This window comes from Pseudomonas sp. TE31087 (assembly GCF_057284075.1).
The window spans coordinates 264,170-286,829 of the sequence record NZ_JBXVNN010000001.1; the positions used below are offsets into that span (position 1 = coordinate 264,170).

Sequence of the window (22,660 nt, forward strand, 5' to 3'; positions counted from 1 at the left end):
CCGCGCGGCGCTCGGTCTCACAGGCGTAGCAAGGGCTGCGTCTGGCCCCTGTTCGCCTCGATGCTATCAGCCCGACGAACATCTCCAAACCCGTTCATAATCCCCCCTTAATCGCCACCCTGTGCAATGCCAGCTTCCCCACCCAGGAGATCCCTTATGCACGTTCTGCTCTGCGAGGACGACGACCTGATCGCCAGCGGCATCTGCGCCGGCCTTTCGGCCCAGGGCCTGACCGTGGACCGGGTGGCCAGCGCCTCGCAGGCCCGGCAGATGCTCGGGACCGCGAAGTTCGACGTGATGATCCTCGACCTGGGTCTACCCGACGAGGACGGCCTCAAGCTGCTGCGCCGCCTGCGCCAGCAGGGCGAGACCCTGCCGGTGCTGGTGCTCACTGCACGCGACGCGGTCACCGACCGGGTCGACGGCCTGCAGGCTGGCGCCGACGACTACCTGCTCAAGCCCTTCGACCTGCGCGAACTGGCCGCGCGCCTGCACACCCTGCTGCGTCGTGTGGCCGGGCGGGCGGTGAATGTCATCGAGCACGGCCCGCTGCGCTACGACCCCAGCAGTTGCGCGGCCACCCTGGCCGGCCAGGCGGTGGACCTGTCGCGCCGTGAGCAGGCATTGCTTCAGGCCTTGCTGCAGAACCCGGGGCGCGTGCTGTCCAGCGAACAGCTCAAGGACTGCGTCTACGGTTTCAGCGACGAGGTCGAAAGCAACGCGCTGAACGTGCATATCCATCACCTGCGGCGCAAACTGGGCAACAGCATCGTCGAGACCGTACGCGGCCTTGGCTACCGCCTGGGGCCGGCCCAGGCGCCGGAGGAGAGCGCGTCATGAGCCTGCGGGTTCGCCTTTCACTGATTCTCGGCAGTGTGTTCATCGTCATCTGGGTGCTGGCGGCGGCATGGATGCTGCGCGACCTGCGCCAGCAGATGATGTTTTCCCTCGACCAGCGCCTGGTGGCGTCGGCGCGCATGGTCGCGGGGCTGATCGACCAGTTGCCGCAACCGTTGACTGCCAAGGGCCAGGACGCGCACTTTTCCGCCGACCAGTTCAGCGTGCCGGACGGCATGGCCTGCCAGGTCAGCTCGCTGCGCGGCGAAATCCTCGCCAGCAACCACAAGCACGATGGCACCATGGACGACGAGCGCAGCGGCTTCCGTGACCAGACCATCGACGGCGCTTCCTGGCGTACCTTCACCTACAACCATGGCGATGTGCGCATCACCACCGCTGACCGTCACCAGGAGCGCGAGGCGCTCAATCAGTCGATTCTGCTGGCGGCCTCGGCGCCGGTGTTGATGGCCTTGCTGGGCAGCCTCGGGCTGTTGTGGATCGGCCTGGGCAAGGGGCTGGAACCACTCAATCGCATGCGTGACGCCTTGCGCAGGCGTCGCGCCGACAGCGTCGAGCCCTTGCAGGTGGCCGGCTTGCCCAGCGAGCTGCAACCGCTGCTCGACACCCAGAACCAGCTGTTCCTGCGCATCGCCCAGACCATCGAGCGCGAACGCCGCCTGACCGACGACGCTGCCCACGAACTGCGCAGCCCGCTGACCGCTATCAAGACCCACCTGCAAGTGGCGCGGATGACCGATGGCGCCGTGCGCGAACAAGCGCTGGAGCACGCCGAGCAGGGCACCGACCGCATGCACCGCACCCTGGAGCAGTTGCTGATGCTGGCGCGGGTCGAGGGCAGCCTGTCGTTCGACGATGGCGTGCAGTGCAGTGCCGAGCAGGTCGCCCGGCAGGCCATCGAGGACGCCGGCGGCGGTGACAACCGGCGCATCCACCTGCGTTTGCCCGAGGCGGCGGCCAAGGTCTACCTGAGCATGCCGGCGCCGTTGGCGGTGGCGGCGCTGCGCAACCTGCTGGACAACGCCCTGCGCCATGGCGGCGATGCCGCCGTGGAACTGGAGGTACAGGCACAGGACGGGCAGGTGGACTTCCTGGTGCGCGATCATGGACCGGGGATTGCCCAGGAAGATCTCGAGCACCTGACCGAACGTTTCTGGCGTAACGGCCAAAGCGGTGGCTGCGGCCTGGGGCTGGCGATCGTCCAGGCCATCGTCCAGCGCTGCGCTGGCAGCCTGCGATTCGACAGCCGGGCCGATGGTTTGCGGGTGAGCCTGCAGGTACCGGCGCGTTCGGGGAGTTGAGTTCGGCGTTGTACCCATCGCGGGGCAAGCCCGCTCCCACGCAGCTTGGCGCATGAGTCTGTGGGAGCGGGCTTGCCCCGCGATGCAGGTCGTACATTCACAACAAATCCCACGACAACCGCTAAATCCGCACCTCGCTGAAGCGTTTTTCAAACGATAAGAACCCGACACACATCCGGTTACAGGGCGCGTGGCGGGCACATTCGCTTGCTTGCGAGGGATTTTCCGATGTCGACCGCTTCCAGCCTTGCCCAGGTGCTGCCGGCCACCACGCCGCGCCCCCTGTACGAATTCGAGGATTCGCCCCTGCTGTTGCGCCAGCAGCAGCAGGAGTCTAACGCCCGCAGCTACCCGCGGCGCATCCCCCTAGCGCTCAAACGCGCCCGTGGCCTGTACGTCGAGGACGTCGAGGGCCGCCAGTTCATCGACTGCCTGGCCGGCGCTGGTACCCTGGCCCTGGGGCACAACCATCCGGTGGTGATCGACGCGATCCAGCGCGTGCTGGCCGATGAGTTGCCGCTGCACACCCTGGACCTGACCACGCCGGTCAAGGATCAGTTCGTCCAGGACCTGTTCGGTCTGCTGCCTGAAGGTTTGCGCGGGGAGGCGAAGATCCAGTTCTGCGGCCCGACCGGTACCGACGCGGTCGAAGCGGCGCTCAAACTGGTGCGCACGGTCACCGGGCGCAGCACCGTGCTGGCGTTCCAGGGGGCCTACCATGGCATGACCCAGGGCGCGCTGAGCCTGATGGGCAGCCTGGGGCCGAAAAAACCGCTCGGCGCGCTGCTGAACAATGGCGTGCAGTTCCTGCCGTATCCCTATGACTACCGCTGCCCGTTCGGCCTCGGTGGCGAGGCGGGCGTGCGCGCCAACCTGCACTACCTGGAAAACCTGCTGTGCGATCCGGAGGCCGGCGTGGCGCTGCCGGCGGCGGTGATCGTCGAGGTGGTGCAGGGCGAAGGCGGCGTGATTCCCGCCGATATCGAATGGCTGCGCGGGCTGCGTCGGATCACCGAGCAGGCCGGGGTGGCGCTGATCGTCGACGAGATCCAGAGCGGTTTCGCCCGTACCGGCAAGATGTTCGCCTTCGAGCACGCCGGCATCGTGCCCGACGTGGTCACCCTGTCCAAGGCCATCGGAGGCAGCCTGCCACTGGCGGTGATGGTCTATCGCGACTGGCTCGACCAATGGTCGCCGGGCGCCCATGCCGGCACCTTCCGTGGCAACCAGATGGCCATGGCCGCAGGCTCCGCGGTGATGAAGTACCTGGTGGAGCACCGCCTGTGCGAGCACGCCGAAGCCATGGGCCAGCGCCTGCGCGGGCACCTTCAGCGGTTGCAGCAGGACTATCCGCAGCTCGGCGACATCCGTGGCCGTGGCTTGATGCTGGGGGTGGAGCTGGTGGATCCGGCGGGCAAGCACGACGTCCAGGGCCATCCGCCGGCCTGCCGCAAGCTGGCGCCGAAGGTGCAGCGCGAATGCCTGCGCCGTGGCCTGATCCTCGAACTGGGTGGTCGCCATGGTGCGGTGGTACGCTTCCTGCCGCCGCTGATCATCAGCGCCGAGCAGATTGATGAAGTGGCGGCAAGGTTCGCCGAGGCCGTCGCGGCGGCGGTATTGGCTGGCTGAGGCCTTCCCATGGAGCAAATCGTAACTTGCTGACTTGACTGGAACAGCGTGGGAGCGGGCTTGCCCCGCGATCACCGGCAAAGCCGGTGGCATAAACCGCATCGCGGGGCAAGCCCGCTCCCACGTTGGTGATGCTTACTCTTCTGTTCCGTAAGTGATCTTCTACAGGGCGCATCTATCAGTCGAAGGTACGCCCGGCGCGCCAATAACCCATCAGCGTCAGGCTTTCCCTCGGCAAGCCGCGCTCCTTGATCAGGTGTCGGCGGATATCCATCACAGTCCCCGATTCCCCGGCGATCCAGGCATGGAAGTCGCCATGCTCGCCGCTGGCCTGTTCCCACAGGATACGCTCGTCTATATCCACGTCCTCCAGCTCGACCGTCGACGCACCGCGCACCGCCGGCAGGCTGGCCAGCTCGCGCACGGCGTGCTGCATGCCCTGGCCGTGCTCGCTGCGCAGCAGGTCGCGCGGCAGCCAGTGCAGGCGGGTGGCCGGGCTGTGGCGCAGGTCGAGGCAGTCGGCCTCCAGCGGCACTTCGATGAATGCCTCCACCAGCAGTTCCGGCGCGCTCGCGGCCAACTGCTCGAGGATGCCGGCGATGGCCGGCAGGGCGGTTTCATCACCGATCAGCAGGATGCGCCGGGCACTGTGCGGTGGTTTCCACTCGTAGCCGCCGGGGTCATCGCTATAGGCAAGGTTGGGGGCGACCATCTGCAGGCGGTCACCCGGGCGGGCGTGGGTGGCCCAAGCCGAGGCCGGGCCATTGACGCCGTGCAGGACGAAGTCCACATCCACCTCGAGGGCATCGCGGCGCAGGGCGCGAATGGTGTAGGTGCGCATGGGTGGCATGTCCTGCGCTGCCAGCTCGCGCCGGGCCTGTTGCCATTGCTCGTGCTTGGGCAGGCTCGGCGGCGCTCCGGCGGGCGTCGGGAATAGCAGCTTGACGCGTTGGTCGGGGGCCAGGGTGGTCATCTGCGCCACGTCCTCGCCGGTGAAGATGAAGCGGCTCAGCGAAGGACTCAAGGGTTCGATGGCCTTGAGGTCGAGGTCGAAGACCCGGTAGGGCGTGGCCTTGACCGGTTGGGTCAGGCGATCGAGCAGGGAGGTCATGGCTATGCCTCTGTCAGCGGGAGATACCCAACAGACGAGCGCGCCGGTTGGTTAATTAGAAGGCTAAATTTCCCCGGTCCGCCTACGTCCTAGCTTGGATAGAAGTCGCGGCACGCGAAGACGGATTGAGGCGCAATGACAATTTCCCGACGAGGATTCATCGCTGGCCTGGCTGTGGCGGGCGCCACAGGCACGGCGGCCTATTACGCGCACAAGCAACTGACCCACGACCCTGAAGACGATATCGTCACGCCCGGCGAAGCCAGCGTGGAGCTGGCCGACTATGCCGGGCAGGTCCTGGCGGACCAGCTGCGCGGCGTTTGGGAGATTCGCTTCGACGGTGCCGAGCGTGGCCTGGACGGCCTGCCCGTGCAGGGGGTCGAGATGTTCCTCGACGTTGCCACCAAGGGCCGTGGCCTGCGCGGATATGTCGATACCGGCGAGGGGCTGCGTGGCGTCGCGGAGCCTGCCTACCGTGTGCTCGGTGACCTGGTCGGTGCCAGCAGCGCCGAGGTGCGTTGGCGCCTGGTCAACCAGCACGGCGGGCCGGGTTATGAGTGCGTGGCCAGCCTCGACGAGGTCTGGGCCGAGTTCGCCAACGCCGGCAGCGGCACGTTGAGCGGCCGCGTGCAGCGCCTGGACCGGCCACTGACCCTGCCGCTGCCCGATAGCCGTTTTGTCGCGGTCAAGCGGCTGTTCCCCGAGGCCCGCGAGCGTCTGCCGTATACCCCCGAAATGCGCGAGTGGGTGATCGGCGCTGAACATCGCCTGTTCCACCAGCTCTGGCACGCCACCCGCGACAAGTGGCACAAACTGCCGGAGAAAAAGCAGGATGCCCTGCGTGGCCTGGGCTGGCAGCCGGGGCCACGGGACCGTGAGCGCGACGCCCGTGGCCCGCGCAAGCACCGCAATGGCTCCGGTATCGATTTCCTGTTCATGCACCGGCACATGTTGATGTATGCCCGCACTTTGCAGGACCTGCCTTCCTGGCAGCGCTTCCCGCTGCCGCAGCCGAGCGTCGAGTTCGATCGGGCAGGTTTCGCCCGCTACTTCGACAACCACGACGGCTGCTGCGTGCCGCCAGGCTGGCAGGCCCCGGGCGATGACGCCTATGGGCAGTGGGTCGGGGCGATCAAGGCAGGGGAAACCTATTGCAGCAATTTCCAGGTGTGGGAGTCGCAGTACCAGGACCCGGTGTACCTGTCGAAACTGACCCTGGGCGCCTTCGGCTCGGAACTGGAGATGAACCTGCACGACTGGCTGCACATGTGCTGGGCATCGGTGCCGCGCGACCCCAACAATGGCGCGCCGGTACCGTTCGCCCGTGACCAGGCGGATTTCGCTGCGCGCTGGTTCGAGCCTGAGAACGACTTCCTCGGTGATCCGTTCTCATCCCATGTGCACCCAGTGTTCTGGGGCTTCCATGGCTGGATCGACGACCGTATCGACGACTGGTTCCGTGCTCATGAGCGCCACCATCCCGGTCAGGTGCGACGTCTGGAAGTCAATGGCGTGCCGTGGTTCGCCCCGGGGCGCTGGGTGGAGGTCGACGACCCCTGGCTGGGGCCGGACACGCATGGCTGCAGCACGCAGCCAGGCATGCGTCTGGGCAAGTCGGTGGAGATGGATGTGGAGACCATGAAGCTGGCCTTGCGCATCACCTTCGGCGCCGACGACAAGATCGAAAACCTGTTGCGCAAGGTGCCGCAACGGCCTTGGTATGCGCGGCACCTGTCAATGAAGAATATTGTCTCCTGAAGCGCCCCTCTAGGAGCGGGCTTGCCCCGCGAAAGCGCCAGACCTGAAAGCATCGTTGTCTGGTCTGGCGCTTTCGCGGGGCAAGCCCGCTCCTACAGGTTTTGCGGCGCCTGCCAGCCTCCGCCCAGTGCCTTGTACAACGCCACGCTCCCGCGCAACTGCTCCAGGCGCAGCTGCGCCTGCTGGTCCTGGGCCAGGTACAGCGTGCGCTGGGTCTCGAGTACGGTGAGCAGGGTCTCGGCACCGGCGGCGTAGCGTTGCTGGGCCAGGTCGAAGGCGATGCGCGCCTGTTCCACTTCCTGGTCCTGCCAGCGGCGCTGGCGCTCCACGCCGGCGATGGCATTCAGGGCTTTCTCCACATCCGAGAACCCGGCCAGGATGCTGGCGCGGTACAGCTCCAGCAACTCCTGCTGTTCGGCGCTGGCCACGTCCCGGGCGGCACTCAGCCGACCGTTGTTGAAGATCGGCGCGGTGAGGCCGGCGGTGAGGGTGTAGTAGGGGCTGTCGAAGATGTTGGGCAAGGTCCGGGCGCCACTGCCCAGGTCCGCTCCCAGTATCAGGCGCGGCAGCATCGCCGCCCGGGCCACCTGGATATTGGCGCTGGCCGCCGCCAGGCGGGCCTCGGCGGCGGCGATGTCCGGGCGGCGGCCGAGCAGTTCGCTGGGCACGCCGCTGCCGATGGCCGGCCACTGCACGTTGCCGATGGTTTCGCGGGTCGCGGGCAGCGCCTGCACCGGATCGCCCAGTAGGGTGGCAAGGACGATGCGATTGTCCTGGCGGCGCTGTTCGAGCAGCGGCAGCTGGCGCTCCTGGGCGGCTACCAGGCTGCGCTGCTGGGCCAGTTCCAGGCGGGTGGCCGAGCCCGAGCGTTCGCGGGCTTCGACCAGGCCCAGCACATCGCGGGCGTTGTCCAGGTTCAAGCGGGCGATGCGCAGTTGCTCGTCGAATGCCAGGCCCTGCAGGTAGCTGTCGGCCACGGCGCTGACCAGGGTCAGTTCCACGGTCTGGCGGTCGAAGCGGCTGGCGTCGAGGCTGCGCAGGGCGCTGTCGCGGGTGGCGCGCAGGCCGCCCCAGAAGTCGATCTCGTAGCTGGCGCTCAGGCGGGTGCCGAACGAGGTGCTGGTGCGTTCGCTGCTGCTGGCGTCGAGCTGGCTGTTGCCGTCGCCGCGCAACAGGCGCTGGCGGCTGCCGTTCAGACCCAGCTTCACCTCGGGCAACAGCGGTGCACCGGCGATCACCGCGCTGGCCTGCGCTTTGCGCACCCGCGCGGCGGCCGCCGCCAGGTCGTGACTGTTCAGGCGGGCGCGTTCGACCAGACGGTCCAGCTCGGCGCTGGCAAAGGCGCGCCACCATTGGCTGTCGGGCAGGGACTGGGCCGTGGTTGGCCCTTGCCAGGCGGGGGGTGTGTCGATGTTCGCCGCCGGTGGGGGCGGGCTGCTGCAGGCGGCCAGGCAAAGGCTCAGGGTCAACAGGCTGATGCGGCTGGGGATCGTCATGAACTATTCGCTGGTAAGGGCCTTGACCGGGTCGAGGCGGGCGGCCTTGCGGGCCGGCATGAAACCGAACACCACGCCGGTGATCACGGCGCAGGCGAAGGCGCCGAGGATGGCGGGCAGGGCGAAGGCCACGGCGATGTCGGCCAGCAGCAGGCTGGCGCCGATGGCCAGGGCCAGGACAATGCCGGTCACCCCGCCGACCATCGACAGCATCACCGCCTCGGTGAGGAACTGGCGCAGGATGTCGCGCTGGCGTGCGCCGGTGGCCATGCGGATGCCGATCTCGCGGGTGCGTTCGCGCACGGTCATGAGCATGATGTTCATCACGCCGATGCCGCCGACCAGCAGCGAGATCGCGGCGATCGCCCCGAGCATCAGCGACAGGCTGTTCTGGGTGCGGGCCTCGGCCTGGATCAGTGCGGCGTCGTTGGTCAGGACGAAATCGTACTTGCCCTGGTGACGCTGCAACATGAGGCGTTCGATCGCCTGCTCGGTTTCCTTCACGCGGCTGGAATCCTGGGCGGCGATGGTGACGTACTCCGGATCGCGGCTGCCAAACAGGCGGATGGAGGCGGCGGAGTAGGGCACCACCACGCGCTCGTCGCTGTCTTCGCTGCCGGAGCTGGCGCCCTTGCCCTGAAGCACACCGATCACCTGGAACGGCACGTTGCCGATCAGCAGGTACTGGCCGAGCGGGTTGCTCCCCACGCCAAACATCTTCTCGCGCACCTTCTGGCCGATCACGGCCACGGCGGCGGCGTTGGCTTCGTCGGCCTCGCTGTAGAAGCTGCCTTCGACCACCGGCCAGTTGAAGATCTCGGGGAACCCGGTGTTGTTGCCGCCGACATAGAACTGCTCGCCCTTGTTGCCGTGGCGCACCATGAGCTTGTCGCCGATGACCGGCATGACGCGCTTGACCTGCGGCAGTTCGCCGATGGCGTCGACATCGTCAAGGGTGACGATGCCCATCAGTTCCTCGGAGGAGTGCTTGCCGTTGAGGTAGAGGATATTCGAGCCGAAGGCGGCCATCTGCGCCATGACCTGGCGCTTGCTGCCTTCGCCGACCGCCAGCATCACCACCACCGAGGCCACCCCGATGATGATGCCGAGCAGGGTAAGGGCGGTACGGAAGCGGTTGATCCACATCACCCGCCAGGCGGCCTGCAGGGACTCGACCAGCTCGCCCTTCCAGGCGCCGCGCTGGGTGGCGCCGAAGTCCAGGCGCTGGCGCAGGTCGTCGGCCTGCACATGCCGGGACGGTGCATCGACCGAGGACGGGGTGGCCGAATCGCTGACCACCTCGCCGTCGCGCACCTCGATGATCCGCTGGGCGCGGGCCGCGACTTCACGGTCATGGGTGATGAGGATGATCACATGGCCCTGGCTGGCCAGTTCGTCGAGCAGGGTCATCACCTCGGCGCCGCTTTGGCTGTCGAGTGCGCCGGTGGGCTCGTCGGCGAGGATGATGTGCCCGCCGTTCATCAGCGCGCGGGCGATCGACACCCGCTGCTGCTGGCCGCCGGACAACTGGTGCGGACGGTTGCCGGTGCGGCTGGCCAGGCCCAGGCGCTCGAGCAGGGCGTGGGCGCGGGCATGGCGTTCGGCGGGCTGAGTGCCGGCGTAGATGGCCGGCATCTCGACGTTCTCCTGGGCCGAGCCGGAGGGGATCAGGTGATAGCCCTGGAACACGAAGCCGAAGGCTTCGCGGCGCAGCCAGGCCAGCTCGTCGCTGTCCAGCTCGGCCACGTCCCGACCGGCAAAGCGGTAGCTGCCCGAGGTGGGGCGGTCGAGGCAGCCGAGGATGTTCATCAGGGTCGACTTGCCGGAGCCCGAGGCGCCGACGATGGCGACGAATTCTCCGGGGTGGATGCTCAGGCTGATGCCGCGCAGCACCTCGACCCTGGGCGAATCGACACCGCCGTAGACCTTGCGGATGTCGCACAGCTCGATCAGGGGCGTGGACATATCAACCCCCACTGGTGGCGGGTAGGCCGATGACCAGGCGCTCACCTTCGTTCAGGCCCTCGAGTATCTGCACCCGCAGGCGGTCACTCAAGCCGGTGCGGACCTGGCGCGCCTCGATCTGGCCCTTGTTGTTCAGCACCTGTGCCATACGCACACCGTCGCCGGGGGTGTCGTCGAGCGCGGCCAGGGGTGCGCTGAGCACCTGGCTGGCCTGGCCGGCGACGAAGAACACCTGGGTGGTCATCTCCGCCATCAGGGCCCCGTCGGGGTTGTCCACGTCCAGCAGCACGGTGTACTGGACCACCTTGGTGCCAGTGGTGCCGGCCGTGGCGCTGGCCGGGCTGCCCCCGCCCTGGCTGGATTGGTCCAGCGGCTTGGGCGGCACCGGCAGGATCTGCCGGACGGTGCTGGTCCAGCGCCGCTTGCCGCCGGCCAGGGTGTTGAAGTAGGCGGTCATGCCCGGTTTGACCTTGCCGATGTCGGCTTCGGACACCTGGGCCCATACGGTCATCGGCGACAGCTTGGCGATGCGCAGGATCAACGGTGTCTGCTGCTGGGCGTTGAGGGTCTGGCCCTCGCGGGCGTCCACCGCCACCACGGTGCCGCTCATGGGCGCATAGATCCGCGTGTAGCCCAGCTCCGCTTCGTCGCTGCGAAGGCTGGCCTGGGCCTGGCGGATCTGCGCCAGGTACATGTCGATGCGGGCCTGGGTCACCTTCAACTGCGCCGCGGCCGTTTGCAGGTCTTCCTGGCGGCTGGCGCCGGTGGCGGCCAGATCCTGCTGGCGCTTGTACTGCTGCTGGGCGAGCAGGTACTGCGCCCGTTGTTCGGCCAGCTGGGCCTTGAGGTTCTCGATCGAGAAGCGTCCGGCATCGAGCTTGGCTTGTTGTGTTGACGGATCGATTTCAACCAGCAGTTGGCCCTGACGCACCTCGTCGCCGGCTTCCACATGCAGCTTGCGGATCTGCCCCGAGGCCTGGGCGCCGACATCGACATAGCGGCGTGGTTGCAGGGTGCCCAGGGCAGTGACGCTGCTCTCGATATCGGCGCGGGTCACTGGCACGGTGCTGACCGGTGCGCCGCCCAGAGGCAGCGCCTGCCAGGCCATCAGGCTGCCGAGGCCGGCCAGGCCCAAGGCGCCGATCAGCACTCGGCGGCGGGTATTGGATGTGCGTGTCATGCGGGCTTCCAGCCGGAGATAGTGGCCGAGTGCCGCGACGGGGCATGCGCTCGGGGGTCCCAGTTAAACGAATGATCTTGATGACGATTTAGCGCAGCGCGGGGGTGGTCTGCGTGTTGCTGCGAATAATTATAATTTGTAAGATCGCACGCTGACATCATCCAGAACACTGCCCCTGACTACCAACGCTTGAGCAGGGAGACGCCAGGTGCCGTCGTGGAACATTACTATCGCGAATTGGTGAGCTTCCTGTCCGCCCGACTCGGTAATCGCCAGGCGGCCGAAGACGTCGCCCACGATGCCTACATCCGGGTGTTGGAGCGCACGGAGGGCGAGCATATCGAGCATCCACGCGCCTTCCTTTATCGCACGGCCATGAATCTCGTGGTCGATCATCATCGTCGACATCTGGTGCGTCAGGCCGAGCCGCTGGAGGTACTGGACAGCGATGAGCGCTGGCATACCCCTGCGCTGACGCAGAGCATGCAGCTCGACCAGCGCCTGGCGCTGATGCAGCAAGCCCTGGGCGAACTGAGCGGGCCTTGCCGCGACAGCTTCCTGCTGCGCAAGCTCGATGGCCTGTCGCATCAGCAGATCGCCGAGCGCCTGGGTATTTCCCGCAGCCTGGTGGAAAAGCATATTGTCAATGCCATGAAGCATTGCCGCGTGCGCATGCGCCAGTGGGAGTCCTGAGCGAGCCGTCCGTGGAATGTGAAAATTCCGTGAGTTGGCGACTTGATTTCTCCCGGGTTCACGACAACTATCAATAAAGACCCCCCGCTCAGGCGTCCCGTCTGACGTTGCCGTTGCCGGCGCAGTATGGTCATGGAGCCACCGTCACCACCCAACTGCCCAGGTTCGGACGATGCCTAACAAATCCATGCGCATCCTCATCGCCGATGAGCACCCCGGCCAGCGCCTGCAGCTGGAGAAGATGCTCAATGGCCTGGGTTATTACCGGATCGCCCCGGTGGAGAGTTTCGACGACCTGCAGCGCCTGGTGCACAGTGCCCTGGAACCCTTCAACCTGCTGGTGGGCAACATCGAGCTGGCCAGCCATGCCGGGGTCGACCTGGCGCGTTTCTGCCGGGTCAGCTCGCAGATCCAGCACGCGCTGCTGTACCACTCGCCACACCTGAAAGTGCCCGCTGTACCGCCCAACGATCGCCACGCCGTCAGCATCAGCCTGCCCCATGCCCCCGACAGCGAGGCACTGGAATCCTTCATGGCAATCATCGATATGCCGGTGCTGGTCGGGCAGTTGCCGCTGCCGCCGGGGCTGGCGGGGGCGTCGAACCATGCCCGGCGGCGCACCAACCTCGCGCAGACGGTGTTCTGTCGTAACCCCTGAGCAGGGGGTGGATTTGCTATCCTCTGGCCTTTTGCCTCGTTGCGGAAGCTGCCATGACTGCCATCGATACCACCCGCCCGCCACGGTTCAGCCGTCGCGATCACCGGACCCTGGGGCTGGCCGCGCTGGGTGGCGCCCTGGAAATCTACGATTTCATCATCTTCGTGTTCTTCGCGCTGACCCTCAGCCAGCTGTTCTTCCCGCCTGAAATGCCGGAGTGGCTGCGCCTGCTGCAGAGCTTCGGGATCTTCGTCACCGGCTACCTGGCCAGGCCGCTGGGTGGCATCCTCATGGCCCATTTCGCCGACCACCTGGGGCGCAAGCGGGTGTTCAGCCTGAGCATCCTGATGATGGCGCTGCCGTGCCTGCTGATCGGGGTGATGCCGACCTACGCCGACATTGGCTACGCCGCGCCGCTGATCCTGCTGGCCCTGCGCATCCTGCAGGGTGCGGCGGTTGGCGGTGAGGTACCCAGCGCCTGGACCTTCGTCGCCGAACATGCGCCGTCTGGTCGTCGCGGTTATGCGCTGGGCTTCCTGCAGGCCGGGCTGACCTTCGGCTACCTGCTCGGTGCGCTGACCGCGACCTTGCTGGCGCAGCTGTTCACGCCCCAGGAGATCCTCGATTACGCCTGGCGCTATCCTTTCCTGCTTGGCGGCGTGTTTGGCGTGATCGGTGTCTGGCTGCGTCGCTGGCTGAGTGAAACCCCGGTGTTCCTGGCCCTGCGGGCGCAGCAGGAGCAACCGGTGGCCTTCCCCCTGCGACGGGTGCTGGGCACTCATCGACGGGCCTTGATTCCAGCGGCGCTGCTGACCTGTGTGCTGACCTCGGCGGTAGTGGTGCTGGTGGTGATTACCCCGACCGTGATGCAACAGCGGTTCGGCATGACAGCCGGGCACACCTTCGCCCTGAGCAGCGTGGGTATCGTCTTCCTCAATATTGGCTGCGTGCTGGCCGGCTTGCTGGTGGACCGTATCGGTGCCTGGCGGGCGCTGATGCTCTACTGCCTGCTGCTGCCGTTGGGCATCGGCGCCTTGTACGCCAGCCTGGTGGGCCAGTGGGGGCAGCTCTGGGCGGCCTATGCATTGGCTGGCCTGTCCTGTGGCGTGGTAGGGGTGGTGCCGTCGGTGATGGTCGGGCTGTTCCCGGCCGAGATCCGGGTGTCGGGCATCTCCTTCACCTACAACGTCGCCTACGCCCTGTGGGCCAGCACCACGCCGCTGGCGCTGATTGCCCTGATGCCCTGGAGCCCATGGGTGTGTGTCGGTTTTTGTCTGGTCATGGGCATGGTCGGATTGCTGACGGCGCTTTATTTCGGACGCCGCGAGCCGTTGGAGTTCGCTGCGCAGCCGCTGGCGCTCATGTGCGGTGACAAATGAGGCGGTAATGACTGCTGGGCAGTGAGGCAGACTTCCGGGTGGGGGTTATTAAAATAACCTATTGGCCAAGAATAACCTTAAAGGTTAATTTCTCATGGAAAAGAGAACGCCGCACTGCCCGCTGGAAAGGGTGCGAATGTTGATGAGCCAGGGCCGGGTCAGGCCCACCCGGACAGCTATCCAGGACTGTGATGCGCTCGGGCTGAGCCCTCGCCAGATGCTTGAAGTCGTTCGAGGCTTGTCGGCACACGATTTCTACAAAAGCATGACGACCTATCACGATCATCGGATCTGGCAGGATGTCTATCGTCCCCGAACCGTCTTTGGCGATCTCTACATCAAGCTGACGGTGGTCGATGACGTGCTGATCGTGTCATTCAAGGAGCGTTGAAATGAAGTGTCCCGTGTGTGGTGGTGCTGAGCTGGTCGCCCAGGCTCAGGACATGCCTTATCGATACAATGGCCATTCGACGGTGATCCGTGATGTCTTCGGCGATTATTGCCCTGTTTGCGGCGAGGCGGTGCTGAGCATGGCTGAAGCTGAGCGCCTCGGTGATCTGATGCTGGCCTTCAAGCGACAGGTCAATGCCGCCGCTGTCGACCCTGCCTTCATTGCCAGCGTTCGGCGCAAATTCGACCTCGATCAGCGTGAGGCGGGCGAAATCTTTGGCGGCGGGGTCAATGCCTTTTCCCGTTACGAGAACGGCAAGACCCAACCACCGGTCGCACTGATCAAGCTGTTCAAGCTCCTGGATCGTCATCCGGAACTGTTCGAGGAAGTCAGGACTGCCTGATGCGTCCAGGCAGTCAACAGGTCCTACAGGCAGGGTAGGGATTTTGAGCGTCGGCAGCTCTGCACCCCTACAGCGCCTTCGAGGTTGTGCACGTAATTTCGACTGATCGTTGACGGACCCTTCCGTTCATACAGTCAGGAGAAATATGCATGTCCAGTTTTAACATCACCTGGATGACGCGGGCCCAGCTGCCTGCGTTTCCGCCACAGATGAGCTTTTCGGCTGCCAATCCCGCCAGCACGAAACCGGATGATCAGGCCAGGACTCCGGTTATCCGCTGGGGCCGTAGCCTGGCCTGCGTGCTGGAGTCCCGTCACCACCACGACCAGGCCTGGGTGGTAGTCTACGGTGATGGCAAGCAATTGACCGGCGTACACCCGCTGCATGACTTTCGCCATATCAGCCGTATCCAGCTGGCCGCCAACAGCCATGCCGTACTGTTGACCGACAGTGCGCAGCGCCAGCAAACGGTCGAATTCATCCAGCTGAAGGAACTGGATGGCAGTGGTGGTGCCGGGGACCCCGTGAACGGCCTACCCAGCGGTATCCCGTTCATGCTTACCAATGGTCGTGATTACCTGATGGCGGACGAGGAGGGCGTGTGCCTCGCCGTGAACCCGGATCCCAAGGCCATGCAATGGCTCTACAGGGACGGGCAACTGGTCAATGTCACCACCGGGCAGGCCTTGGGGCTCGGGATCTGCGGCAAGGCGAGCGCAGCCTCGGGAGATCGCTGGCGGCTGTCTTCCAAGGGCGAGCTTCTCTATGGCGATGGCACCCGTACCTTGTGCAGTGCTCCGATTTCGGGTGAGGTCTGGCTGCAGCGACGAAGCGAGGTGCTGCCTTCCGACGCCTGGCGGGTGCAACTGCCCCAGCTCCCCCGCCGGGGGCAGGCGCCGAGCATGGTCGTAGACAAACTGAGCGTGTGCCTCGCTGTCTCTGCCGACTACAGTGCCGGAACAGGCGATACCCTTTCGTTCTCGATCAACGGCAGCGAGCACCGCCAGCCGTTGGCCGGCAACTTCGAGCGTGGGGCGCACTTCAAGGTCGAGGTCGACCTGGCCAAGATGTTCCAGCGCAGCGTGATCTATGCCGATGAGCTGCGCTCGGTCGAGATCTACCAGGCAAGTGCCGGGGGGTACGGTCCGGCCTGGAAGATGCAGTCGCTGGACCTGAAGGTCAATGACCAACTGAACAACCGCGTGGTAGGGAGTGACAACCGCTGGATCGAGGCCAGGGACGGCGTGGCATGGCAAGGCCGGGTGAACTGGCTGGACTGGCGCAAGGCCGATATCTCGGCGCCCCTGGACTTTGCCGGCTACACCTACCCGGTGCAGTTGCAGCAATGGCTGATCGACGTGCTGAAATGGCGCAGCTATCAGCCTGAAACCCTCGATGGCGTCTGCCAGCTGATCGGCGAGGAGCGCGGCCAGATACTGGCGTATGAGCTCAAGAGCGGCAGACTGACCTATCTGCGCCCCAATACTGCCCAGGATGCCTACACCTGGGTCTATACCCCGCAAAAAAGCATTCTGGTCAAATTCTGGGACCAGTCCCTGGACCGTACGCGCTATACCCGGCACAGCCAGCTTGGCGGTGGCCAGCCGGTGGTGTGCGCCGGAGAAATGCGCATCGACCGCAAGACCACCAGCAATGCGGTGAGCGACATCCTTGGTCTGGTCAATGATGCCTCCGGACACTACAAGCCCGATGGCGGGCAGTGCCTGGGGCATGTCCTGGAACGGCTCGAACAACTGGGGCTGGACACCACGCACACCGTGGTTTCGTACAAGGGATAGCGACCATGAAAAAGCCCCCGGGTCTCACGACCAGGGGGCTTTTGCTTGCCGCCAGGGCAGGGCTTACATGTTCGGGTAGTTCGGCCCGCCGGCGCCTTCAGGGGTGACCCAGGTGATGTTCTGGGCCGGATCCTTGATGTCGCAGGTCTTGCAGTGCACGCAGTTCTGCGCGTTGATCTGGAAGCGCTTGTTGCCGTCTTCCTGGGTGACCACTTCGTACACGCCGGCCGGGCAGTAGCGCTGTGCCGGTTCGTCGTACAGCGGCAGGTTGCTGGCGATCGGGATGTTCGGGTCGGTCAGCTTCAGGTGGCAGGGTTGTTCCTCTTCATGGTTGGTGCTGGAGAGGAATACCGAGCTGAGCTTGTCGAAGCTGAGCTTGCCGTCCGGTTTCGGGTAGTCGATCTTCTGCGAGTCCGCCGCGAGCTTGAGGCAGGCGTAGTCCGGCTTGGTGTCATGCAGGGTGAACGGCAGCTTGCCGCCGAACCAGTTCTGGTCGATGTAGTTGAACGCACCACCGAGCAACGGGCCGAACTTGTGCAGCGCCGGGCCGAAGTTGCGGCTGGCGAACAGCTCTTCATGCAGCCAGCTGGCCTTGAAGGCGCTGACATAGCCGTTGAGCTGGTCACCGCCTTCGCTGCCGGCGATCAATGCGTCGGCCACGGCTTCGGCGGCGAGCATGCCGGACTTCATCGCGGTGTGGCTGCCCTTGATCTTGGAGAAGTTCAGGGTGCCCAGGTCGCAGCCGATCAGCGCGCCGCCATTGAAGACCATCTTCGGCAGCGAGTTCAGGCCGCCCTTGCAGATGGCGCGGGCGCCGTAGCTGATGCGCTTGCCGCCTTCGAGGTACTGGGCCATCACCGGGTGGTGCTTCAGGCGCTGGAACTCGTCGAACGGTGACAGGTACGCGTTGGAGTAGGACAGGTCGACGATCAGGCCGACCACCACCTGGTTGTTTTCCAGGTGATAAAGGAAGGAGCCGCCGGTGTTCTCGGCGCTCATCACGTCCAGCGGCCAGCCGGCGGTATGCACCACCAGGCCCTGCTCGTGCTTGGCCGGGTCGATTTCCCAGATTTCCTTGAGACCGATGCCGTAGTGCTGGACGTCGGACTCGTTGTCCAGGTCGAAGCGCTTGATCAGCTGCTTGCCGATATGGCCACGGCAGCCTTCGGCGAACAGGGTGTACTTGGCGCGCAGCTCCATGCCCGGGGTGTACAGGCCTTCTTTTGGCTGGCCTTCGCGGTCGACACCCAGGTCGCCGGTGACGATGCCACGCACCACGCCGTTTTCATCGAACAGTGCCTCTTGCGCGGCGAAGCCCGGGTAGATCTCGACGCCCAGGTTCTCGGCCTGCTGGGCCAGCCAGCGGCACAGGTTGCCCAGGGAGATGATGTAGTTGCCGTGGTTGTGCATGGTCTTGGGCACGAACAGGTCGGGGACCTTGGTCGAGCTGTCGGCACTTTTCAGCACATAGATGTCGTCGCGCTTCACTTCGGTGTTCAGCGGCGCGCCGAGTTCTTTCCAGTCGGGGAACAGTTCGTTCAGGGCGCGTGGTTCGAACACCGCGCCGGAGAGGATGTGGGCGCCGACTTCGGAGCCTTTCTCGACCACGCAGACGCTGATCTCGCTACCGGCTTCGGCGGCCTTCTGCTTCAGGCGGCAGGCGGCGGACAGGCCCGCCGGGCCTGCGCCGACGATGACCACGTCGAATTCCATGTATTCGCGTTCCACAGGTTCTCTCCTACTCAAGGCTCATCGCGTTGCTTGTCTTTTATGGGTGTTCACGGTCACGTGCGGCGTGCAGAGGCTGTAGCTTCGCAGGTGATGGACTACACCGTTTTGTCTTGGCCGCGCATTATATCTACACCACTTGGCGGGTCCAATACAAACGTTTGTTTGAATTTGCCGGAGGCCCGTAGAATCGCAGGTAGGCGGCTGGAGGCTGGCCAATTTGCCGTATTGACCGGATTGGGTGTTACGGTCAAGATACGAGCGCTTTCGCGTTCGCCGTAGGCTGACCGTCGGGCGCAGGTGCACCCCTAAAGACCAGGCGTGGAGCAGGGTTTACGGGCCGAATCAGGTTTTGTAGTGGAGTCTACACGCCACGACAGAAAATGACCCGCGGGTTTTGTCCCTGAAGGTCGCAACAAGACTGATCGGTCAACTGAACTTTGTCGGCGTCGGAACGTTTTTAGAGGTGCCCTTGTACCCACGCGCATTCGCCGGGCCGTCCCCAGGCGATCTTCTTTTCACCGGAGAGTAACGAGGAATCCATGAAGGTTCTTGTAGCTGTCAAACGAGTGGTCGACTACAACGTCAAGGTTCGCGTCAAGGCGGACAACTCCGGCGTCGACCTTGCAAACGTCAAGATGTCCATGAACCCCTTCTGCGAAATCGCCGTGGAAGAAGCCGTCCGCCTGAAAGAGAAGGGCGTGGCGAGCGAAATCGTCGTTGTCTCCATCGGCCCGACCGCCGCCCAGGAGCAACTGCGTACCGCCCTGGCCCTGGGCGCCGACCGTGCCATCCTGGTCGAGGCCGCTGACGAACTGAACTCCCTGGCCGTGGCCAAGGCGCTGAAAGCCGTTGTCGACAAGGAGCAGCCGCAGCTGGTCATCCTCGGCAAGCAGGCCATCGACAGCGACAACAACCAGACCGGCCAGATGCTGGCCGCGCTGACCGGCTTCGCCCAGGGCACCTTCGCCTCCAAGGTCGAAGTCGCAGGCGACAAGGTCAACGTCACCCGTGAAATCGATGGCGGCCTGCAGACCGTTGCGCTGAATCTGCCAGCCATCGTCACCACCGACCTGCGCCTGAACGAGCCGCGCTACGCGTCGCTGCCGAACATCATGAAGGCCAAGAAGAAGCCGCTGGAGACCATCACTCCAGACGCGCTGGGCGTGTCCATCGCCTCCACCAACAAGACCCTCAAGGTCGAAGCGCCTGCCGCCCGCAGCGCCGGTATCAAGGTCAAGTCGGTGGCCGAACTGGTCGAGAAGCTGAAGAACGAAGCGAAGGTAATCTAAATGACTATCCTGGTTGTCGCTGAACACGAGAACGGTGCCGTAGCCCCGGCCACCCTGAACACTGTCGCCGCTGCCGCCAAGATCGGTGGTGATATCCACGTGCTGGTCGCCGGCCAGAACGTCGGTGGCGTCGCCGAGTCCGCCGCCAAGATCGCCGGCGTGGCCAAGGTGCTGGTCGCCGATAACGCCGCCTACGCCCATGCCCTGCCGGAAAACGTCGCGCCGCTGCTGGTCGAGCTGGCCAAGGGTTACAGCCACGTGCTGGCCCCGGCCACCACCAACGGCAAGAACATCCTGCCGCGCGTTGCCGCGCTGCTGGACGTCGACCAGATCTCCGAGATCATCGCCGTTGAATCCGCCGACACTTTCAAGCGTCCGATCTATGCCGGTAACGCCATTGCCACCGTGCAATCGAGCGCTGCGGTCAAGGTCATCACCGTGCGTACCACCGGCTTCGACGCCGTGGCCGCCGAAGGTGGTTCGGCCGCTGTCGAAGCCGTCGCTGCCGCCCACGACGCCGGCAAGTCGGCCTTCGTTGGCGAAGAGCTGGCCAAGTCCGACCGTCCTGAGCTGACCGCCGCCAAGATCGTCGTTTCCGGTGGTCGCGGCATGGGCAACGGTGACAACTTCAAGCACCTGTACGCCCTGGCCGACAAGCTCGGCGCCGCCGTCGGCGCCTCGCGCGCCGCGGTCGACGCAGGCTTCGTGCCGAACGACATGCAGGTCGGCCAGACCGGCAAGATCGTCGCGCCACAGCTGTACATCGCCGTCGGTATCTCCGGCGCGATCCAGCACCTGGCCGGCATGAAGGACTCGAAAGTGATCGTCGCGATCAACAAGGACGAGGAGGCGCCGATCTTCCAGGTCGCCGACTACGGCCTGGTCGCCGATCTGTTCGAAGCGGTTCCGGAGCTGGAAAAGCTGGTCTGATCCGCCTGCTTCACTTATAAAGAACCCGGCCCGCCCTTGGCGGTCCGGGTTTTTTCATGGATTTTTTCAGGGGCGGGGAGAGGTTGCATGGCGTTTCGCTGGAGCAAGGGGGGGCTGGCCTGCGCGCTGGCGCTGCTGTCGACGCAGGCCTTGGCGCTGGGCAAGTGCGAGCGCCTGGTGGCCACCGGCAGCCCGGATGCGCCGCCGTACTCCTGGCAGGATCCGCAAGACCCGAAACACCTGATCGGCGCCAATGTCGACCTGCTGCGCCAGGTGGCTGCCGAGCTTGGGGTGAAGGTCGAGGTGCTGCACGCCGGCAAGCGCGAGCAGGCTCTGGAGGAGGTGCGCAGCGGGCGCATGGACCTGTTGCTCGACACGCCGATGCAGGTCACCCAGCTGACCAGTCTGGATTACATCCATCCGGCCTTGCAGCTCAACGAATACCTGGTCTGGACCCGCCATGACGCCACCCTGGTGTTCGATGGCCCGGCTGACCTTGCCCAGTACCGCGGCGCTCTGTCCGAGAAGGCCCGCCTGACCCCGGCCTTCGATGCCTTTGCCAGGACCCAGCTCAAGCTGGAGCCGGCGCAGAACCTGACGCAGGCCTTCCAGAAGCTGGTGCTCGGCCAGGTCGACTATGTGCTGGCTGGGCGCTACTCGGGCATGGCCATGGCGCAGAGCCTGGGCGTGGGCAACGACCTCATCGCCCGGGGTTTGCCGGTGGATCGTCCGGGGCTGTACCTGGCGGTCTCGCACAACTCGGCGTGCAACGACAGCTGGTTGCGCGGACAACTGGCGAAAAAACTGACAGAATTGCCGATCTCCGGGGCGAGCGAAGCTGTGCTGCAGCGCAATGTCGAGCGTTGGAAGGCGCAGATGCAGGCGTCGCAGGGTGCCCCCAAACAGTAGGAAGCGTGAGTGAGAATCCAACCCTTGATGCTTGCCCTGGCCGTGCTCGGCCTGGTCGGCTGTGCCAACGACCCGGCACCCAATGAACAGCTGCGCCTGTCGGAACAGGCCTTGGAGCAGGCCAAGGCGGTCGGCGCCAATGAGCAGGTGCCGGAGTTCAAGTTGGCCGAAGACAAGCTGGCCCGGGCCAAGAGCAACATGCTCGGCGAAAGCCACCGCGATGCGCGCATGCGCGCCGAGCAGGCCGAGCTCGATGCGCGCCTGGCCGAGGCGCGGGTGCTGAACCAGAAGAGCGAGGAGCAGCTGCAGGCGATGCAGTCGCGGATCAAGCGCCTGCGTAAGCAACTGGAGGTGCAGCCATGAAGTCTCTCAAGCCCATGGCGGCCCTGGCCTTGCTGGCCCTGGTCGGTCTGCAGGGCTGCGCCAGCCAGCGCAGCGAGTCGGCACTGGACGATGCCAGTGCTGCGTTCCAGAAGGTCAAGGACGATTCCGACGTGCTGCGTAGCGCGCCTCGCGATGTGATCCGCGCCGGCGAGTCGTTGGCGCGCGCGGAGCGCCTGGCGGGCTATGTCGGCACCGGCAGCGATGTTCGTCATTACGCCTACCTGAGTCAGCGCTACAGCGAGATTGCCAGCGAGCATGCCAAGCTGGCGTTGAACCAGGAGCGCCTGGCCAAGCTCGACCTGGAGCGCCAGCGCCTGCAGTTGGCGCTGCGCGAGGCCAAGCTGGCCAGCGTCCAGCAGCAGGGCAAGTTCGTCGAAGCGCAGATTGTCGCGCTGGCGTCGGAGCAGACCGATCGCGGTCTGGTCATGACCCTGGGCGATGTGCTGTTCGATACCGGCCAGGCTGATCTGAAGAACTCGGCCAGCCGTACTGTATTGAAGCTGGTGCAGTTCCTTCAGCTCAATCCACGGCGCGTGGTGCGGATCGAGGGTTATACCGATAGCACCGGTGCGGCGGAGGAGAACCTGAAACTGTCCCGTGATCGTGCACAGTCGGTGGCCGATATGCTGGTTGATCTGGGGGTGGACGAGAAGCGGATCCAGGTCGAGGGTTATGGTGACCAGTACCCGGTTGAGGCCAATGCTTCGGAGCGGGGCAGGGCGCAGAATCGTCGGGTCGAGATCGTCTTCTCCGATGACAAGGGTAAGCTCGCGCCAGCGCGTTGAATTCTGTTTTG

Annotated in this window: 20 protein-coding genes; 15 read left to right on the forward strand and 5 right to left on the reverse strand. The window is 65.2% G+C overall.

Going from position 1 to position 22,660, the window contains the following annotated elements; genetic code table 11:
- Positions 1-156: 156 nt before the first annotated feature.
- From ACZ899_RS01120 to ACZ899_RS01130, 3 genes are all read left to right on the forward strand, one after another.
- A complete protein-coding gene (locus ACZ899_RS01120; RefSeq protein ID WP_186732878.1) occupies positions 157-840 on the forward strand; it encodes a response regulator in 684 nt (227 codons plus the stop codon).
- Positions 837-2,159 carry an ATP-binding protein gene (locus tag ACZ899_RS01125; protein ID WP_232856752.1) on the forward strand — a complete coding sequence of 441 codons (1,323 nt, stop codon included), beginning with the start codon at positions 837-839 and terminating at the stop codon, positions 2,157-2,159. Before ACZ899_RS01120 ends, ACZ899_RS01125 begins: the two co-directional genes overlap by 4 nt.
- A 228-nt stretch (positions 2,160-2,387) precedes the next feature.
- Entirely contained in the window at positions 2,388-3,788 is a 1,401-nt protein-coding gene (locus ACZ899_RS01130; protein WP_234561763.1) for an aspartate aminotransferase family protein, read from the forward strand.
- 178 nt (positions 3,789-3,966) lie between these two features.
- On the opposite strand, the gene ACZ899_RS01135 is transcribed toward ACZ899_RS01130, so the two are convergent.
- The gene (locus ACZ899_RS01135) at positions 3,967-4,899 is read right to left on the reverse strand and encodes a siderophore-interacting protein (protein WP_234561765.1); all 933 of its coding nucleotides are present in this window, start codon (positions 4,897-4,899) and stop codon (positions 3,967-3,969) included.
- 135 nt (positions 4,900-5,034) lie between these two features.
- On the opposite strand from ACZ899_RS01135, the gene pvdP reads away from it, so the two are divergent.
- Entirely contained in the window at positions 5,035-6,657 is a 1,623-nt protein-coding gene (gene pvdP, locus ACZ899_RS01140; RefSeq protein WP_232856750.1) for a pyoverdine maturation tyrosinase PvdP, read from the forward strand.
- A gap of 92 nt (positions 6,658-6,749) precedes the next feature.
- Here pvdP and ACZ899_RS01145 read toward each other — a convergent pair whose 3' ends face one another.
- From ACZ899_RS01145 to ACZ899_RS01155, 3 genes are read right to left on the reverse strand one after another with little or no spacing between them, the layout of a single operon-like run.
- Positions 6,750-8,153, reverse strand: a complete 1,404-nt coding sequence (locus ACZ899_RS01145; protein WP_234561767.1) for an efflux transporter outer membrane subunit — start codon at positions 8,151-8,153, stop codon at positions 6,750-6,752.
- Positions 8,154-8,156: 3 nt separating this feature from the next.
- Entirely contained in the window at positions 8,157-10,118 is a 1,962-nt protein-coding gene (locus ACZ899_RS01150; protein ID WP_234561769.1) for a MacB family efflux pump subunit, read from the reverse strand.
- A gap of 1 nt (position 10,119) precedes the next feature.
- A complete protein-coding gene (locus tag ACZ899_RS01155; protein ID WP_234561770.1) occupies positions 10,120-11,298 on the reverse strand; it encodes an efflux RND transporter periplasmic adaptor subunit in 1,179 nt (392 codons plus the stop codon).
- A gap of 216 nt (positions 11,299-11,514) precedes the next feature.
- Between ACZ899_RS01155 and ACZ899_RS01160 the strand changes: the two genes are divergently transcribed.
- From ACZ899_RS01160 to ACZ899_RS01185, 6 genes are all read left to right on the forward strand, one after another.
- Positions 11,515-11,991 (forward strand): sigma-70 family RNA polymerase sigma factor, encoded by a 477-nt coding sequence (locus tag ACZ899_RS01160; RefSeq protein ID WP_186732870.1) that lies wholly within the window; start codon positions 11,515-11,517, stop codon positions 11,989-11,991.
- Between the two features lie 172 nt (positions 11,992-12,163).
- On the forward strand, positions 12,164-12,649 hold the full coding sequence (locus ACZ899_RS01165; RefSeq protein ID WP_232856744.1) for a histidine kinase: 486 nt from the start codon (positions 12,164-12,166) through the stop codon (positions 12,647-12,649).
- Positions 12,650-12,702: 53 nt separating this feature from the next.
- Positions 12,703-14,028 carry an MFS transporter gene (locus tag ACZ899_RS01170; protein ID WP_232856743.1) on the forward strand — a complete coding sequence of 442 codons (1,326 nt, stop codon included), beginning with the start codon at positions 12,703-12,705 and terminating at the stop codon, positions 14,026-14,028.
- A 94-nt stretch (positions 14,029-14,122) separates the two neighbouring features.
- Positions 14,123-14,419: a type II toxin-antitoxin system MqsR family toxin gene (locus ACZ899_RS01175; RefSeq protein WP_203651799.1), complete on the forward strand. Its 297-nt coding sequence runs from the start codon at positions 14,123-14,125 to the stop codon at positions 14,417-14,419.
- Between the two features lies 1 nt (position 14,420).
- Positions 14,421-14,822: a type II toxin-antitoxin system MqsA family antitoxin gene (locus ACZ899_RS01180; protein ID WP_203651800.1), complete on the forward strand. Its 402-nt coding sequence runs from the start codon at positions 14,421-14,423 to the stop codon at positions 14,820-14,822.
- A gap of 149 nt (positions 14,823-14,971) precedes the next feature.
- Complete coding sequence (locus ACZ899_RS01185; protein ID WP_234561773.1) at positions 14,972-16,621, forward strand: hypothetical protein; 1,650 nt, start codon at positions 14,972-14,974, stop codon at positions 16,619-16,621.
- Between the two features lie 63 nt (positions 16,622-16,684).
- Here the strand turns inward: ACZ899_RS01185 and ACZ899_RS01190 are convergent, their stop codons facing one another.
- A complete protein-coding gene (locus tag ACZ899_RS01190) occupies positions 16,685-18,349 on the reverse strand; it encodes an electron transfer flavoprotein-ubiquinone oxidoreductase (protein WP_203651802.1) in 1,665 nt (554 codons plus the stop codon).
- A 542-nt stretch (positions 18,350-18,891) separates the two neighbouring features.
- Here ACZ899_RS01190 and ACZ899_RS01195 point away from each other — a divergent pair.
- The 5 genes from ACZ899_RS01195 (at position 18,892) to ACZ899_RS01215 (ending at position 22,649) form a co-directional block, all read left to right on the forward strand.
- Entirely contained in the window at positions 18,892-19,641 is a 750-nt protein-coding gene (locus ACZ899_RS01195) for an electron transfer flavoprotein subunit beta/FixA family protein (protein WP_028692905.1), read from the forward strand.
- Positions 19,642-20,571: an electron transfer flavoprotein subunit alpha/FixB family protein gene (locus ACZ899_RS01200; RefSeq protein ID WP_028692906.1), complete on the forward strand. Its 930-nt coding sequence runs from the start codon at positions 19,642-19,644 to the stop codon at positions 20,569-20,571.
- An 87-nt stretch (positions 20,572-20,658) separates the two neighbouring features.
- Positions 20,659-21,480 carry a substrate-binding periplasmic protein gene (locus tag ACZ899_RS01205; RefSeq protein ID WP_234561775.1) on the forward strand — a complete coding sequence of 274 codons (822 nt, stop codon included), beginning with the start codon at positions 20,659-20,661 and terminating at the stop codon, positions 21,478-21,480.
- 9 nt (positions 21,481-21,489) lie between these two features.
- Positions 21,490-21,843 carry a DUF4398 domain-containing protein gene (locus ACZ899_RS01210; RefSeq protein ID WP_203651804.1) on the forward strand — a complete coding sequence of 118 codons (354 nt, stop codon included), beginning with the start codon at positions 21,490-21,492 and terminating at the stop codon, positions 21,841-21,843.
- On the forward strand, positions 21,840-22,649 hold the full coding sequence (locus ACZ899_RS01215; protein ID WP_203651805.1) for an OmpA family protein: 810 nt from the start codon (positions 21,840-21,842) through the stop codon (positions 22,647-22,649). The genes ACZ899_RS01210 and ACZ899_RS01215 overlap by 4 nt, the downstream gene beginning before the upstream one ends.
- Positions 22,650-22,660: the final 11 nt, after the last annotated feature.

Bases quoted from the DNA above. Each gene is read 5' to 3' on its own strand.
- ACZ899_RS01120 (WP_186732878.1), top strand. From the start codon at position 157: ATGCACGTTCTGCTCTGCGAGGACGACGACCTGATCGCCAGCGGCATC.
- ACZ899_RS01125 (WP_232856752.1), top strand. From the start codon at position 837: ATGAGCCTGCGGGTTCGCCTTTCACTGATTCTCGGCAGTGTGTTCATC.
- ACZ899_RS01130 (WP_234561763.1), top strand. From the start codon at position 2,388: ATGTCGACCGCTTCCAGCCTTGCCCAGGTGCTGCCGGCCACCACGCCG.
- ACZ899_RS01135 (WP_234561765.1), bottom strand. From the start codon at position 4,899: ATGACCTCCCTGCTCGATCGCCTGACCCAACCGGTCAAGGCCACGCCC.
- pvdP (WP_232856750.1), top strand. From the start codon at position 5,035: ATGACAATTTCCCGACGAGGATTCATCGCTGGCCTGGCTGTGGCGGGC.
- ACZ899_RS01145 (WP_234561767.1), bottom strand. From the start codon at position 8,153: ATGACGATCCCCAGCCGCATCAGCCTGTTGACCCTGAGCCTTTGCCTG.
- ACZ899_RS01150 (WP_234561769.1), bottom strand. From the start codon at position 10,118: ATGTCCACGCCCCTGATCGAGCTGTGCGACATCCGCAAGGTCTACGGC.
- ACZ899_RS01155 (WP_234561770.1), bottom strand. From the start codon at position 11,298: ATGACACGCACATCCAATACCCGCCGCCGAGTGCTGATCGGCGCCTTG.
- ACZ899_RS01165 (WP_232856744.1), top strand. From the start codon at position 12,164: ATGCCTAACAAATCCATGCGCATCCTCATCGCCGATGAGCACCCCGGC.
- ACZ899_RS01170 (WP_232856743.1), top strand. From the start codon at position 12,703: ATGACTGCCATCGATACCACCCGCCCGCCACGGTTCAGCCGTCGCGAT.
- ACZ899_RS01175 (WP_203651799.1), top strand. From the start codon at position 14,123: ATGGAAAAGAGAACGCCGCACTGCCCGCTGGAAAGGGTGCGAATGTTG.
- ACZ899_RS01180 (WP_203651800.1), top strand. From the start codon at position 14,421: ATGAAGTGTCCCGTGTGTGGTGGTGCTGAGCTGGTCGCCCAGGCTCAG.
- ACZ899_RS01185 (WP_234561773.1), top strand. From the start codon at position 14,972: ATGTCCAGTTTTAACATCACCTGGATGACGCGGGCCCAGCTGCCTGCG.
- ACZ899_RS01195 (WP_028692905.1), top strand. From the start codon at position 18,892: ATGAAGGTTCTTGTAGCTGTCAAACGAGTGGTCGACTACAACGTCAAG.
- ACZ899_RS01200 (WP_028692906.1), top strand. From the start codon at position 19,642: ATGACTATCCTGGTTGTCGCTGAACACGAGAACGGTGCCGTAGCCCCG.
- ACZ899_RS01205 (WP_234561775.1), top strand. From the start codon at position 20,659: ATGGCGTTTCGCTGGAGCAAGGGGGGGCTGGCCTGCGCGCTGGCGCTG.
- ACZ899_RS01215 (WP_203651805.1), top strand. From the start codon at position 21,840: ATGAAGTCTCTCAAGCCCATGGCGGCCCTGGCCTTGCTGGCCCTGGTC.